Source organism: Candidatus Enterococcus moelleringii (genome assembly GCF_017377575.1).
Classification (GTDB): Bacteria; Bacillota; Bacilli; order Lactobacillales; family Enterococcaceae; genus Enterococcus_A; species Enterococcus_A moelleringii.
Genome location: NZ_JAFREM010000021.1, coordinates 52,050 through 66,987, shown reverse-complemented (window position 1 = coordinate 66,987; position 14,938 = coordinate 52,050). Strand labels below are relative to the sequence as shown.

Sequence of the window (14,938 nt, the reverse complement as noted above, 5' to 3'; positions counted from 1 at the left end):
ATGACATCACCTGAATTGATTGACATTATAATTAAATTGACTGGTACTTTAGTTCCTGGTTATCTGGCTTACTATATCTTGTATCGGTCAAATACGATTTTTCTTAAGAGAAATAGAGCTGATGAAAACAAGACGTTTCTTGTCGCACTATCCTTATTTAATAGTTTAGTGGGCCTTTTCTATCTTCAAAATGTGAGGGGTAATACATGGTATAGCAATATTATCTTTGTGTCATCAATCCTTTTTTTAATTTCAGTTTTTTTATTACCTGTTGCAGTGAAAGTTTTCTCTTTCTTATTAACAGAGTGGTTAAATATCCTCAGGGGAAAAAATGGATATGCCAAAATTGAAAGTTTAACAATTTTCAAAAAAGTATTTGACCATACTAACGGCACGAGAGTCTCAATATTTGATTTTTCTGGTAAACACATTATTACCGGATCAGTAGATTGTATAGTTGAAGATAACCAGTTTGATTACTTTGATGTATTGTTTTCGAGAAGAATTGAAGATTATGATAGTTTACTTCCTGCAGAAGCTGTCCGAATGTATTCATCTGCTGAAAAAGCGAATATGGGAGAGTATACAGTTTATGTAGATTTCGAAAAAAAAGTAGTTTTCCATGTGTTCAAAGAAAGTTACCATTATCAGTAGCATGGTAGCTTTCTTTGAATTAGCGCTTCTTATCCTACCAAAGGTATTAGTAATAACCCCACTATGCAGAGATTATTTCTCCCCCTTTTTTCCAAAAAAATTATCATACTCTTTATTAGTCTGATCATACTTAATAGTATTTATAGAATGTCTAGACTCCTTTTCTGAATTATTCTTACGTGTGAAATCTAATGTGCGGTCCCTATCTTTCAGCGATTTTTTAATAGGTTCTTTATTTTTGTTAGACTCTTTTTTGATAATAATCACTCCTCTTTTTTTATTTAATAATTATACATCATACTTGTTTGTTTAGTAAAAGGGTGTAGCGCTTTGAGTACGAAGTATATATGATTACTAATTCTAATATGGTAATTCCGACGACAGCACAAATTCCTTTTGCTTCAAGAAGGATTCAAAGGCTTTGGCACCAGCCGGCAGTTGAATGTCTTTCCTTTTCGCTAGATATACCGGCCGGTAAACCGGGGTTTCCAGTTGTAAGACTGCAACATCGTGATGCTTCATCAGCTTGTTGTAGGGCAGGATAGCTGCGCCTAAGTTGATGGATACCAGACCGGTGAGAGCTTGATCTTCTTCTACCCGGCAGGCGATGGTTAACGGCAGCTTTTCTTTTCTAAATAGATTTTCGATGAAATAGGTTTTGTCCAGACATAAAATCATTGGCACCTTCGATAATTCTTCCATTGAAACCTTTTTCTGTTTTGCGTAAGGGTGGGACTTGGCTACGATGGCCACTAGCGGCTGATCCAACAAATGGAAGAACTCGATTTCCGGTTCGTTCTTTAAATAGGAACAAATCGAAAAATCGCAAATTTCATTCTTGGCATTTTCGATCAGGCGCGGGGTATTGCCCTGCCAGAATTTGAACTTGTAATTGGCCCGATCAGGATCGCTGCGAAATTGCTTCAGCAGCTCGGGAATAATTTCTGGTCCCAAAGTGAAAATAAAGCCCAGATCAATACTGCCAAAATAGGGATCAACGATATCCTGAATGGTATCTGCACCGGATTTGATTTCTTCCAAACCTTTGCGGACTTTTTCGTAATAGATTTTTCCCATCTTAGTGAGACGGATGTTACGGCCGACGGGTTTAAATAAGGAGACGCCGAGGTCATCCTCCATCCGGCGAATCAGTCGGCTTAAAGAAGGTTGGGCGATGCCAAGTTCATCCGAGGCTTTGCCATAGTGTTCCACCTCTGCCAAGCGGCAAAAGGCTTCTAAGTTTTGTAGGTTCATGGGGGAAACTCCTAATATTTTATAGTAAAGAAATGTCTATTTGATGTATGGTTTCGCCAAGCGTTATCGCTCAGTGAAGCCGTCTTTTTAAATTATAACATGATTGTTATGAATATCAATCGTGATTGCGATTGTTTTCACAAGTAAAATTCCATATAGTAATTAGTGTAAAGAAAACGTTTTTAGGTAAACGAAAAATTGGAGGAATTTATACATGAAAAAAGTAACGATTGCCTTAATTGGTGCTGGTTTTGCTGGGAATTTCCATACAAATTCTTATAACAAAGTCAGTGGTGTGGATTTGAGAATCAAGTATGTGTACGACAATGATCAAGAACGCGCGCAACAATTATGCGACAAATGGGACATCATCGAAGGCGTAGCAACCAGCTACCAACAAGTTCTAGAAGATCCTGAAGTAGATGTTGTTGATATCATCACTCCACCAGTTACTCACTTGGATTTGGCGTATGAAGCATTGGATGCCAACAAACATGTCATCTGTGAAAAACCTTTAACTGGCTACTTTGGTGAAGAAGGCGACGAAGAACCAATCGGCTTGAAAGTTCCTAAAGCAAAAATGTACGAAAGCTTATTAGCAAACATTGACGAATGCCGCAAGAAATTTGAAGCATCTGACCGTTTGTTCATGTATGCAGAAAACTATGTATATTCACCAAACATTTTACGTTCAGCTGAAATGATCGAAGCGAAGAAGAGCAAAATTATGTACATGAAGGGTGAAGAAAGCATCCGTTCATCTACTTCACCAGCATCAGCTTACTGGTCATTAGCCGGCGGCGGTTCATTAATCCGTCTAGGCAGCCATCCAATCGGCGGCATGCTGTTCTTGAAACAAATCGAAGCAAAAGCACGCGGCGAAGAAATCGCTGTTCAAAGCGTTGTAGCTGAAACTGGACGTCTGGCTCCTAGCTTGAACGAACATGACAAACGCTACTTCCCAGCTAAATCAATCGATACAGAAGACTTTGCGACAGTAATCATTACCTTTACTGACGGCACGAAAGCAATCTCTATCTCTAACGATAACACTTTAGGCGGCGTGAAGAACTACGTTGAAGTTTATACAAACGACAGCGCATTGGTGAACAACATTACACCAGCTGACAACTTACAAACTTACTTCTTAGATCATGATGATTTAGACGATGTTTACATCTCTGAACAGCTGCAAGACAAAACTGGTTGGAACAAAGTATTCGTTGCGGAAGAAACTTTACGTGGCTATTTAGCTCAATTCCAAGATTTTGCAGAATGTGTGGCAGAAAATCGTCAACCACTCTCCGGTTTGGACCTAGCTTATGATACAATAAAAATTATCTATGCGGCTTATCTTTCAGCTGAAGAAGGACGCAGAGTAGATTTTTAGGAAAGAAGTGGACGATTAATGGAAACTGTAACTGTTGAAAATTTAACTATTGGAGAAGGCTTGCCAAAAGTCATCGTACCTTTAGTCGGAAAAACCCGTGAAGAAGTCTTGTCGGAAGCAGAAATCGCTGTTGCCAGCAACTGTGACATGATCGAATGGCGTATTGACCATTTTGAAGAAGTGACTGACTTTGCTAAAGCAGCGGAATTTATTAGGGAAGTTAAAGAAGCGGTAAAATTGCCTCTATTAGTTACCTTCCGTACTGCTAAAGAAGGCGGCGCTTGTCCGATGGAAGACGCCCAATATTTCGAAATGTACCATACTTTCTTGGAGCATGGAAACTTTGAATTACTTGACGTGGAATTGTTCATGCCTGAAGCAGAAGTTGCAGAATTAGTGAAAGCAGCTCATGACAAAGGTGTTAAAATTATCATGTGTAACCATGATTTCGACAAAACGCCACCGAAAGAAGAAATCATCACTCGTCTGAAAGCAATGCAGGACAAAGGCGCAGACATCTGCAAGATTGCTGTAATGCCGCAAAACACGCATGATGTAATTGTATTGTTGGATGCAACCCAAGAAATGTACAACAACTATGCAAAACAACCGTTGATCACTATGTCAATGGGCGAACTAGGCGTAATCAGCCGTGTATCTGGTGCTACCTTTGGTTCAGCTGCTACTTTTGGCGCTGCTAAAAAAGCATCTGCCCCTGGACAAGTTTCAGTTGGCGAATTGCGTACTATCTTGGAATCACTATAATAGTAGAAACTAGGATCAGGTGAATCTTTCACCTGGTCTTTTTTTTCGTGCGCAAAATTAGTAGTTGAAGGAAGTTGGTTCACTTTTCTTCACTTGGAAGAACGTGTTCCTTCTATTATATGAAGTAATTCGTGTATGCGGTTTCTCGGATCGCGTTTTTCAGCAATGAGTATAAGTCTGGTGAAATCCGAGCGACTGTATGGCAGTTTCCTAATCTTAGATGATCCAGAACGGAATGGAATATACAGATAATTCATGTATAATTGAATATTATTGCGGGTAAATCTGGATAAATGGATGCATAATGAATAAAATTGCGCATTTTGTCGAAAAATTTTATAAAAAGGCATTGACTTATCTAGATTAGAATTCTATAATCATAAACTATACAGTAACTAATTGCATTTTTATGCAGTTTGATCGGAGGTTTTTGATTGAAAGTATCAATTATCGGTGTGACAGGCTACAGCGGACTTGAATTGCTGCGTTTGCTAAGCAATCATCCCAATGTAGAGATCGTATCTATTCACAGTCATTCACAAAACGGGGAAGCGATCGACCGACGATTCCCACATTTGAAACATCTGATCGAATTGCCTTTAGAAGAAGTCGATCCTGAGAAAATTATGGATAACGCAGACTTGGTTTTCTTCGCCGCTCCATCTGGGGTTGCGAAGGATCAGGCATTGCCGTTTATCGAAAAGCAGTTTCCAGTCATTGATCTGTCTGGGGATTATCGCTTGAAGAATCCGGCTCAATATAAGAAATGGTACGGCAAGACCAGCGCGCCAATCGAAGCCTTGGAACAAGCCACCTACGGCTTAGCTGATTTCGACCTGCCAAAGGATTTGAAATTGATTGCCAACCCGGGATGTTACGCCACAGCGGCGATCCTTTCGGTGGCACCGCTGGTGAAGCAGCAGCTGATTGAAAAGAACTCCATCATCTTTGATGGTAAGTCCGGTTTATCCGGCGCTGGCAAGAAGCTGTCAGAGGCTAGTCATTATACAGAGGCTAACGACAACATGTCGGTGTACAAGCTGAATCAGCATCAACATATACCAGAAATTGTTCAACAGCTGCAAAGCTGGGATGCTGAGATTCCAGCGGTTCAATTTTCAACTGCTTTGATCCCAGTCACTCGCGGCATTCTGATGACTACCTATTGTAGAGCTAAAGAGGGTGTCACCGGCGAAGAAGTTCGTCAAGCCTTCGAAGCTGAATATGAAGGCAAACCATTCATCCGCTTGCAGGATGGTCAAGATTTCCCCTGTATTAAGCAGGTGGTTGGCTCAAACTACTGCGATATCGGCATGGCCTACAACGAAGCTACTCAGACCATTACTGTGGTGAGTGTCATCGACAACCTGGTCAAGGGAGCTGCCGGCCAAGCGATTCAAAACTTAAACTTACTAATGAATGTACCGGAAACGACTGGCTTAGAGCTGGTGCCTGTGTATCCGTAACGACAAAGGAGAAAATAGATGAATATCATAGATGGAACCGTCGCAAGTCCCAAGGGCTTCCAAGCGACAGGCCTGCACGCAGGCTTAAAGAAAAACAAAATGGATTTGGGCATCATTTATTCAGAAAAACCAGCTAAGGCTGCGGCCGTATATACCACCAACCAAGTGAAGGCAGCACCGATTTACGTGACGAAGGAAGCGATGCAAGAACCAATCATGCAGGCAGTCGTTGTTAACTCCGGCTATGCCAATGCTTGTACCGGCGAGATCGGCCTGCAGCATGCTAAACAAATGCAGAAGGCCGCCGCGGATCACTTAGGGGTGACAGCAGACAAAGTAGCCGTTGCTTCAACTGGCGTGATTGGCAAGATTATGCCGATTGAATTAGTTGAAAAAGGGATTCAAAAAATCGACATTGAGGACTGCGAACCTTATCATTTTCACGAAGCGATTTTAACGACTGATACAACTACCAAAGAAATTGTGGTCCAAGCGAAGGTTAACGGCGAAACTGTGACAGTTGCTGGATGTGCGAAAGGTTCTGGGATGATTCATCCTAACATGGCAACGATGCTAGCCTTTATCACCACCGATGCAGACATCTCACAAGAGGTGCTGCAGGAATTATTAAGTGAAAAGACCGAAACAACCTTCAACCAAATCACAGTGGATGGAGATACGTCGACTAATGATATGGTGTTGGTGCTGGCAAACGGCATGGCAGGTAACGCAACGATTGAAAAGGGCACAGAAGGCTATGACACCTTCGTAGCGATGTTCCAACTGGTTAGCGAAACCTTGGCTCAGATGATCGCCAAAGACGGCGAGGGCGCAACCAAGCTGATTGAAGTACAGGTGAACGGCGCTACTGATGAATTAGCCGCTCGGATGATTGCTAAAAAAGTAGTCGGCTCGATGCTGGTGAAGACAGCGATGTTCGGGGAAGATCCTAACTGGGGCCGTATCATTTGTGCCATAGGTTATGCGGAAACCAAGATTGATCCAGAAAAGGTGGATATGTGGATTGGCAGCGTGCAGGTACTGAAAAGCAGCCAGCCGCAAGCCTTTGACGAAGAAGCGATAAAACCAATTTTAGAACAAGACAAGATTGTGATTGCCGTAGATATGAATTTAGGAGACGCGAAGGGCGCAGCGTGGGGCTGTGACTTGACCTACAAATATGTAGAAGTCAACGCGTTATACCATACGTAGGAGGAGAACATCATGGGAAAAATCGTAGTGAAAATTGGCGGAGTAGCCAGTGATAATTTAACCGAAGAATTTTTTGAAACATTAGCAGATTGGCAAGAACAAGGCAAAGAAATCGTCATCGTTCACGGCGGCGGCTATTACATCACTGAGATGATGGAAAAGCTGAACGTACCGGTAACTATTTCCAACGGTCTGCGTGTGACTTCAGCTCAAGCTTTAAAAATTACCCAAATGGTGTTGATCGGCCAAGTGCAACCTGCCATCACCACGGTTTTCCAGCAAAATGGTTTCTCAGCAGTCGGCCTGCATGCTTCATGCGGACAATTGATTCAAGGTGAATTTATCGATAAAAAGAATTTAGGTTATGTAGGATCAATTACTAACATCGGAACAGGTATGATCGAAGACGTACTGGCGACGCAGCATGTGCCGATTATCGCGCCATTAGGATTGACCGAAACAGGAGAATGGTTAAACATTAATGCTGATACCGCAGCCTGCAAGATCGCTGAAGCTTTGGATGCTGAAGCTTTGTACTTAATTACCGACGTTCCTGGTGTGAAATGCGACGGCGAATGGTTGGAACACTTGACCACTGACGATGTAGAAGAATTAAAGGATCAAGAAGTCATCACTGGCGGCATGATTCCTAAACTAGACAGTGCCACATCTGCGCTGACTAAAGGAGTAAAAGAAGTCTTCATCACTGACAGCATTGCAAAATGCGGCACAAAAATCACGAAAGCGAAGGTGTTCGCATGACTCATCTATTTCCTAATTACAAAAGAGAATCCATTGATTTAGTCAAAGGCTTCGGTAATTATGTCGTGGACCAAACCGGCAAAGAATACCTGGATTTCACCAGCGGCATCGGGGTAAACAGCTTAGGCCATCAACACCCCAAGCTAATCCAAGCCCTGGAAAAACAAATGCACCTAATTTGGCATACGTCGAACCTTTATTCCAGTAAATTGCAGGAAGATGTTGCCAAAAAATTAGCCAATAACAAAAATTATCTCGGCTTCTTCTGCAACAGCGGAACCGAAGCCAATGAAGCAGCTATCAAATTAGCCCGTAAAGCTACCGGACGATCAAAAATTATCAGTTTCCAGCAATCATTCCACGGACGGACTTACGGCGCTCTAAGTGCCACTGGCCAAGAAGCGCTGCACGAAGGCTTCGCGCCTATTTTACCGGATTTTCAATACGTACCATACAATGAAATCGAACCCCTCCAGCAGATCGTGGATCAAAACACTGCAGCTGTCATGATAGAGCTGATCCAAGGCGAGGGTGGAGTATTACCAGCCGATGTCTCCTTCGTCCAGCAAGTCGCTAAACTCTGCAAAGAACAAGGCGCCCTGCTCGTCGTCGATGAGATTCAAACAGGAATCGGCCGAACCGGTAATTTCTACGCCTTTGAAGGTTACGGAATCGAACCAGACATCTTCACCTTAGCCAAAGCTTTAGGCAACGGCATCCCAGTCGGCGCCATGCTAGGCAAAAAAGAACTAAAAGACGCCTTCGGACCCGGCTCCCACGGCACCACCTTTGGCGGCAACAAGCTAGCGCTCCGCGTAGCTTTGTCAGTCATCGACATCATCAATGATGAAAACTTCCTAGCCGGAGTTAAGAAAAAAGGCGAGTATGCAATGAAGTCATTGAGTAGCTTGAAGGATTCAAGTGATAAAGTCTTGGATGTTCGCGGACAAGGCTTGATGATAGGTATTCAGTTGACAGATGCTGACACATTGAACGCGGCAGTTTCTGAGCTTCAGAAAAAAGGGCTGCTTGTGTTGAAGGCCGGGAACAACACCATGCGACTTCTGCCACCACTGACGATTGAACAGGGTGAGTTGGAGAAGGGTGTTGGGATGATTAGGGGAGTTTTGGAAGGATAATTAGGACTGTTTGGTTATATTTTTTAGTGGTTGAAACGATGTATTTTAATCATTTGTAGAGACAAAAAATACAATTTATCAGAAAAACAATTTTGTGTGTTAAACAATCATGCAGTAAGAATTTATAATAATTAGTTAGAAGGTGGCAATTTTAATGGGGAAATCTGATAGAAAGGTATACTATCCTGAATGGTTTGATCCAGAAGAAAATCTTGAAATTAATTGTGAATTAGATAGTAATAAATCAAAACTAAATGATCTATTTCGTTTTTCAATGCATTTTACTTTAGATAACAATTCTGACAAAAAGGGATTAATGATTATTTTAATGAATCCCAGTAAAGCTGACTTGAAGAACTCGGATGCAACAGTGAATCGTGTATTAAAGTATGCTAGGGAAAAGTACAACGATGTTTACCTATACAATACTCTTCCCGTTTATGAAACGAAATCAAACAAAATAAAAGAAAAAATAGATAAATTAAAGCAAAAACACACATGTGTTTTAGAAAACAATATATTCTATATTAAAGAGAGGTTGTTGAAGTGTCAAGATGATTATGACATCATATTAGCTACGGGGGTTCCAACTAACGTGTACGGAAAACAAGCAATAAATGAAATATATGAAACAATAATTAGTCAAGATTTGATTGTTTGCTTTTTTTCAAAGAATAACGAAAGTCCTGAATTAAACAAATCGAATCACTACGCTAAACATCTTAGGGTTGTTTCAAATAAATGCTTAGAAAACGAACTTATCCGTGGAAAACTAAAAAATATACCGGATTTCAAACTAGCAAAACGTAGAAAATTATAATAACGGAAACTCGGCAATTTTATCTTTGTCGAGTTTTTTTGTGTTTTTCTTAATGTAAAAATCATTATTGTATTAAGTTGGCTGTAAACTAAAATCAAGTGGTTATTTTTGATTTGTTTGAAATTATGAGTGATTGATTGTACAGAAGTGGCTTAATTTATTTTGCTGTCAAATATAAAGTAGTGACTTTTATGACTCATTATGACCGTTATATGGGCAATTATGAAGTGATTAAATATATGATCGTATCATAGTTTATAATGGGAAATACTAATCGGTAATTTTATGTGTTGAAAGAAAATATTAGATATCTAAAAAGAATGAACGCCTTCTCTGGACAGACATGTTGTAGTTAACGTCATGTGAGGATAAGGAAAAGAGATAAAGGCATAGAATGATAGTAAAATCAGGTAAAAAATGAGAATACTTTTATAAGTTGTGAACGCTATTTACAGATAACGATAATGATAGAATTTAATATTGTGTTTTTTGAAGGGGATGGTGGTACCAAACAATTTCGAAATAAACGAAAATAGGATTTTTTCGAAAGGAATGGTTTGATGATGGATGTAGAGATAGATAAGTGGTATTCAATAAATGAATGTTTAAATCAATTAAGATCAGACGAAAAACTTATGGGAGTTTTTATTATTAAGTTTGATGAATCTAGGGAAGTAAAGTTCGCTCAAAATAGTGATAAGCACTTTTCATCGGTCTCTTGTAATAAGTTGGAAGATCATTATAAAAAAACTGACAAAGAAGTTTTACTGATAGCTTCTTCAAATAATATGTATCAAAGTATCAGTGATTATAGCAAACTAAGTAAAGAAGAAATACCACCAGATTTAGAACCTAAAAGCGCCAAAGTGCTATGGCAAATTGTTGATAGAGCAAACTTAAAGGTCAGCTTTTTTGAAACTAATAATCCTATTGTAAAGAAAAAGGAATTGTTGAGTAAGTTTAAAGCTGTTCCGCTGGGTAATAAGAGTTTTAATGATAACGATGCAATTCCAACATGGAGTGGATTTAACTACCAAGGAAAGTGCGTGATATTTAGAGCAATCACAAAAATTAATGCACTTTGGGACGATGGAACAAGTGAAACAGAGGTAAAAAAAATACTAGATAATTATTCGATTGAAATAGAATTGAAAGAAGATTTCGTTCTTTATGAAAGAGATATCCCTGTTGAATATATTCAAGTCAAAGCGGCTTTAGCTTCAAGAACATTTAGTAATTATTCGAAAGCTATTAAACAATTACTAGATCATCGTAATGAAGGTGCGAATCCTAGTACGGCGGAATGTATTCTAATGTCTGCGATACCTGTAGGAAATTGGAAAGCAGAATGTCCGGTTAAACTCTATGACAGTATTCAGCTTCTAGAAATACCAAAAAAAATAAAAGAAGAGCTCGCAAAACTTTTAGCGAAAATAGGTGAGCCGACAGATAAGTTTACTATTAAAGTGGTTTATGAAAATTTATGTGGTCTTTTAGACCAACGAGTAAGTAATATCCATGAAAATAAGAGTAGTTATCATCTGAATCTAAATCAGGATTTTTGGAAAAGTATTAGAACTTCTATTAATGAAAAAGAAGAGAGTGCAATCTTTTCTACATACGAAATATTATATCTATCTGTGTGCGAAAACTTAGTTGAGGTGATCGAATCAAGATGCGATGAGTGTAGAAATGGTTATTCACAATATGATTGTGATACTTGCTCAATACCTTCTCTTAGAGACAATTTTTTAGCAACAAATTTAATAGATTATATTCCAATCTTAAATCCAGATCAAATTTTGCATTTGGAAAAAATTGATCATCTCAAAAAGCTTGTTGAAACTTTTTCAAAGAAAGAAATAAAAAACTTGTTATATCAGTTTGAGTTTTCTTATGTTGATGACTATTGTTGGAATCCAGCTTATCACATGCTTGATATGGGGCGCGAAAACTATATAATTCCTACTCTCTTAGATTTTGGAAGCGAGAAATTCGGTAAGTCGATTGCTATCAGATTATCCAATATTATTAATAATGTTGAAATATACAGTGCGATTCAGGGGAAGGCTTTGACAGCAATAAAACCAGAAGGCCCCATTTTGGAGAGTGTTATGGAAAATAATGTTACGAACTATAAAGAGATAAAAAAGAGGTTTCTTCCTGAAGAAAGTAGTAATAGCAAAGAAGGAAATCAAAATATTAACGTTAGTGAGAATGACATCAAAATAATTGACAGAGCTAGCTTTGTAAATGAATTACGAGAGAAGAGTGATAAATGTGAGTAAAAGATTTTCGAAAATTATAAGTATGATAAAGTCTTTTCCCTTGATAGATGGAGAGTGGTTAGAATTTCCAAAAGACGCCTCGGATTTGGTAGCATTCTATAAAATATTTGATGGACGAAAAGTCATGATATATGACTTTGAATTAAAAAATAAAATTCCAAATAATGAGTTAGTAAATAATTCGGATTTCTCAGAATTGGTGATTAGCAATGCTGAAAAACTCTTTGATAAGTATTTCAGCAAATACATTCCTCAAGACACTTATGTTGTATTTATTTCAGAAATTGAGAACCATACAGACGATTTACAAAAGTTTATCATTCGTATTGAAGAGAATGAGTTTATGTTCAAGAAGTATGTTTGTCTATATACTGATGATGAGTTATTATTTTTACAAAATGCATTAAAAAATATGAATCACACCAAGAGATTTTGGGATAATGAAAATTTGTTTAACAATAGAATTAGTTTATCATTACAATTACTCCCAAGACTAGCTATAAAGTTGCCAATTATTCAACTAGATTTCGCGGAAATTTCATTTAACTCGGTTCAAAATCGAGTTAACAAAGATATTGATCATAGAGAAAATGGTGAACAGATGAGGTTTCTTAATGAATCACTAGATTCATGGATCGGTGAGATAACTCCTGAAGAAATTGCAAATGATATGGTTAATGAAATAATGGCAGGTGAGCAAGATGAAATTTAAAATAAACAGAGTGGTAATATCCAATTTAAGGAATATCCCGTATAATCAGCCGCTTATCTTTGATTTATCTAAACAAAATATTACGATTCTTGATGGTCCGAATGGTTATGGAAAAACCACCTTTTTTGATGCAATCGAGCTGTTAGTGACTGGAGACCTAGGACATTTTTTTAGTGGATTATACAATAGAGGAAGAGAATCTCTTAGTAGTGTTGCTAAAGATAAAAATAAGAATACAGTTATTACAGCTGAAATAGCAATAAGAGACAAAGGAATGTATATTCTAACACGTACTTTTTGTTGGGATCACGATAGTACCTTAATTGAGCTAACGTCTCCTGACGGAAGTACTGAAACAGTTGAAAAACAAGATGAAATATATGGTTTTTTTGGTATTACGGATAGTATTTTCAATATTGGTATGTATATTTCTCAGAGTGATTCTTTGAACTTTTTAAAGTTACCTTACAAAGATCGCAAAGATAAGTTTAGTTCAATTGTAGGAACAGATAGAGACAAAGATAAAAATAAGTATTTGGTCGATTTAAGAAAAGAATTACTTAATAAAAAGGATCAATATGTTTCACGATTAGATACCTTGATTAATGAGTCCTCAACAAAAATAGAAAAATATAAAAAAATATTGTTAGATGATGTAGAAAATGTCCAATCAGCAAAATATCAAAAGCTTTTTCCAAAGCTTAATTGTGCTTTTGATGAAGAGTTGGTAGAAATTTCAGATGTTAAAAAATATTTAGACGAGATTAGTCAGATAGAATCTTTTATTGAGTTAAGAGGTGATTTTATTGCACAAAAAAATAATAAGACTTTAGAAGAATTAGTTTCTTATGAAAAAGATTTTTACTGTGCATTGTTTCACGAAAAAACTATTAAAGAGTTGAAGCTGAAAGAAGAAGAATTAATACAAATAAAACAATTTGAAATCATTAAACAAAAATATATCGAAGAAAAAAGTCCAAAATATGATAATGAGTTATTTAAGAAAACCTTTGGAGCATCCATTGACAAAATAAATGAATTGAATGCGGAAATTCACAAAAAAGAAAACAAACTTTCAGAAATCACACTTCAAAAAAAGAGATTGAATGAAGCAAGAAGCCAGTTGAGACAGATTCATGATGCTGTGCATCTTTTGGAAAATAATGTTTGTCCTTACTGTGGCAAGGACGATGAGAATCTAATTGAATTATACGATATTTTAACAAACTATGTAAATGATGACCAGTCAGAAACAACAGAAGAAATTCAAGAAATAGAAGACAATTTAGAACAGTTTGTGAACGAAGTATTTGTTAAAGAAATTGATGACTATCTTAAGGATTATCAATCATTGATTAAAAACTATGAAGAGTTTGAGGGTCTGTTTGAAATAGACCCTCAAAAACTAGAAAATACATTAAAAGATCAAAAGTTATACAACTTTTTTATGAACACAGACAACTCTTTTGATAATAACTATAACTTATTATTAGAAAGAATTCGTCGAGGATTACAGCCTATTTCTACAAGTATAAGCGCTACTGATTTAGTTAAGTATGAAAGTATCTCACATCAATACTTTAATGATGAAACTCCTATGATTACACTAGCTGATATTCAAGAAAAAAAAGCTTATTTAGTTTATACTTTAAATAGTAAAAGTAAGCGACTGAAACACGACCAGGAATTAATTAAGCAAGATTTAGAAGACAAAAAGAAGTTATACAATGAGAAGATTGATAATAAAATTCACGAGATAGAACAACTGAGTAGTGTTTATAAGAAATCCATTGAAAAATATAATTCTGACTTCTTAGAAGACATCAAAATTCCTCTTTTTATTATTAGTGGTAGAATTATGCAAACATCTCCTATGGGGCTTGGTATTGAAGCTAAAATAGATAATAGAAGGATTGAATTCGTTTCTGGTACATTAACACATGACATTGTTAATATGTTAAGTGCAGGACAATTAAATGGATTAATGATATCAATCCTATTAGCAGTGCAAAAAACATACTTGTCCAACAAGGGTATAAGATTATTCATGATAGATGATCCGTTACAATCTATTGATGATTTAAGTGCGCATTCCTTTGTAGATTTATTAACGCAAGAATTTGCTGATAATCAAATTATTATATCCACACACGAATTAGATAAAACGATAATGTTCTACTACAAATATGAACAATCAGGTATTCCAATAAATAGAAAAAATCTACAGATTGAATACTTGGGCTGATTAAGACTCATTATTGAAATTTCTGTGATTTTTCTAGCAATAAAATCTAATGTGTAGTGATCTGATCTAATTTTTAGGAGGTTTAACTATCTTTCATGATGTATCAAATAAACGATATTGTCTTATTCCAATTCCAAAACAAAACTCTCCACGGAGTTATCGAATTTGCAGATTACGGGGGAGCTCTTGAACATAATTACCACTCTTATGACATTTACGTTGAGGATGAAA

General features: G+C 37.2%; 12 protein-coding genes. 11 read left to right on the top strand and 1 reads right to left on the bottom strand.

What is annotated here, in order from left to right; genetic code table 11:
* Positions 1-654 (top strand): hypothetical protein, encoded by a 654-nt coding sequence (locus JZO70_RS14110; protein ID WP_207674235.1) that lies wholly within the window; start codon positions 1-3, stop codon positions 652-654.
* Positions 655-1,014: 360 nt separating this feature from the next.
* Here the strand turns inward: JZO70_RS14110 and JZO70_RS14105 are convergent, their stop codons facing one another.
* The gene (locus JZO70_RS14105; protein ID WP_207674234.1) at positions 1,015-1,908 is read right to left on the bottom strand and encodes a LysR family transcriptional regulator; all 894 of its coding nucleotides are present in this window, start codon (positions 1,906-1,908) and stop codon (positions 1,015-1,017) included.
* A gap of 214 nt (positions 1,909-2,122) precedes the next feature.
* Between JZO70_RS14105 and JZO70_RS14100 the strand changes: the two genes are divergently transcribed.
* The 10 genes from JZO70_RS14100 to JZO70_RS14055 all read left to right on the top strand — a co-directional run bounded on the left by JZO70_RS14100 (position 2,123) and on the right by JZO70_RS14055 (position 14,707).
* Positions 2,123-3,298, top strand: a complete 1,176-nt coding sequence (locus JZO70_RS14100) for a Gfo/Idh/MocA family protein (RefSeq protein WP_207674233.1) — start codon at positions 2,123-2,125, stop codon at positions 3,296-3,298.
* 18 nt (positions 3,299-3,316) lie between these two features.
* Complete coding sequence (gene aroD / locus JZO70_RS14095) at positions 3,317-4,063, top strand: type I 3-dehydroquinate dehydratase (RefSeq protein WP_207674232.1); 747 nt, start codon at positions 3,317-3,319, stop codon at positions 4,061-4,063.
* Positions 4,064-4,497: 434 nt separating this feature from the next.
* Complete coding sequence (gene argC / locus JZO70_RS14090) at positions 4,498-5,529, top strand: N-acetyl-gamma-glutamyl-phosphate reductase (protein WP_207674231.1); 1,032 nt, start codon at positions 4,498-4,500, stop codon at positions 5,527-5,529.
* Between the two features lie 18 nt (positions 5,530-5,547).
* Complete coding sequence (gene argJ, locus JZO70_RS14085) at positions 5,548-6,741, top strand: bifunctional glutamate N-acetyltransferase/amino-acid acetyltransferase ArgJ (RefSeq protein WP_207674230.1); 1,194 nt, start codon at positions 5,548-5,550, stop codon at positions 6,739-6,741.
* Positions 6,742-6,753: 12 nt separating this feature from the next.
* Positions 6,754-7,503, top strand: a complete 750-nt coding sequence (argB, locus tag JZO70_RS14080) for an acetylglutamate kinase (RefSeq protein ID WP_207674229.1) — start codon at positions 6,754-6,756, stop codon at positions 7,501-7,503.
* The gene (argD, locus tag JZO70_RS14075) at positions 7,500-8,642 is read left to right on the top strand and encodes an acetylornithine transaminase (RefSeq protein WP_207674228.1); all 1,143 of its coding nucleotides are present in this window, start codon (positions 7,500-7,502) and stop codon (positions 8,640-8,642) included. Before argB ends, argD begins: the two co-directional genes overlap by 4 nt.
* A 154-nt stretch (positions 8,643-8,796) precedes the next feature.
* Positions 8,797-9,462 carry a DUF1643 domain-containing protein gene (locus JZO70_RS14070; protein WP_207674227.1) on the top strand — a complete coding sequence of 222 codons (666 nt, stop codon included), beginning with the start codon at positions 8,797-8,799 and terminating at the stop codon, positions 9,460-9,462.
* A gap of 560 nt (positions 9,463-10,022) precedes the next feature.
* Positions 10,023-11,750: an ABC-three component system protein gene (locus JZO70_RS14065; RefSeq protein WP_207674226.1), complete on the top strand. Its 1,728-nt coding sequence runs from the start codon at positions 10,023-10,025 to the stop codon at positions 11,748-11,750.
* Positions 11,743-12,462, top strand: coding sequence for an ABC-three component system middle component 1 (locus tag JZO70_RS14060; RefSeq protein ID WP_207674225.1), 720 nt, complete (start codon positions 11,743-11,745; stop codon positions 12,460-12,462). Before JZO70_RS14065 ends, JZO70_RS14060 begins: the two co-directional genes overlap by 8 nt.
* Entirely contained in the window at positions 12,452-14,707 is a 2,256-nt protein-coding gene (locus JZO70_RS14055; protein WP_207674224.1) for an AAA family ATPase, read from the top strand. The genes JZO70_RS14060 and JZO70_RS14055 overlap by 11 nt, the downstream gene beginning before the upstream one ends.
* The last annotated feature ends 231 nt before the right edge of the window (positions 14,708-14,938 follow it).

Bases quoted from the DNA above. Each gene is read 5' to 3' on its own strand.
- JZO70_RS14110 (WP_207674235.1), top strand. From the start codon at position 1: ATGACATCACCTGAATTGATTGACATTATAATTAAATTGACTGGTACT.
- JZO70_RS14105 (WP_207674234.1), bottom strand. From the start codon at position 1,908: ATGAACCTACAAAACTTAGAAGCCTTTTGCCGCTTGGCAGAGGTGGAA.
- JZO70_RS14100 (WP_207674233.1), top strand. From the start codon at position 2,123: ATGAAAAAAGTAACGATTGCCTTAATTGGTGCTGGTTTTGCTGGGAAT.
- aroD (WP_207674232.1), top strand. From the start codon at position 3,317: ATGGAAACTGTAACTGTTGAAAATTTAACTATTGGAGAAGGCTTGCCA.
- argJ (WP_207674230.1), top strand. From the start codon at position 5,548: ATGAATATCATAGATGGAACCGTCGCAAGTCCCAAGGGCTTCCAAGCG.
- argB (WP_207674229.1), top strand. From the start codon at position 6,754: ATGGGAAAAATCGTAGTGAAAATTGGCGGAGTAGCCAGTGATAATTTA.
- argD (WP_207674228.1), top strand. From the start codon at position 7,500: ATGACTCATCTATTTCCTAATTACAAAAGAGAATCCATTGATTTAGTC.
- JZO70_RS14070 (WP_207674227.1), top strand. From the start codon at position 8,797: ATGGGGAAATCTGATAGAAAGGTATACTATCCTGAATGGTTTGATCCA.
- JZO70_RS14065 (WP_207674226.1), top strand. From the start codon at position 10,023: ATGATGGATGTAGAGATAGATAAGTGGTATTCAATAAATGAATGTTTA.
- JZO70_RS14055 (WP_207674224.1), top strand. From the start codon at position 12,452: ATGAAATTTAAAATAAACAGAGTGGTAATATCCAATTTAAGGAATATC.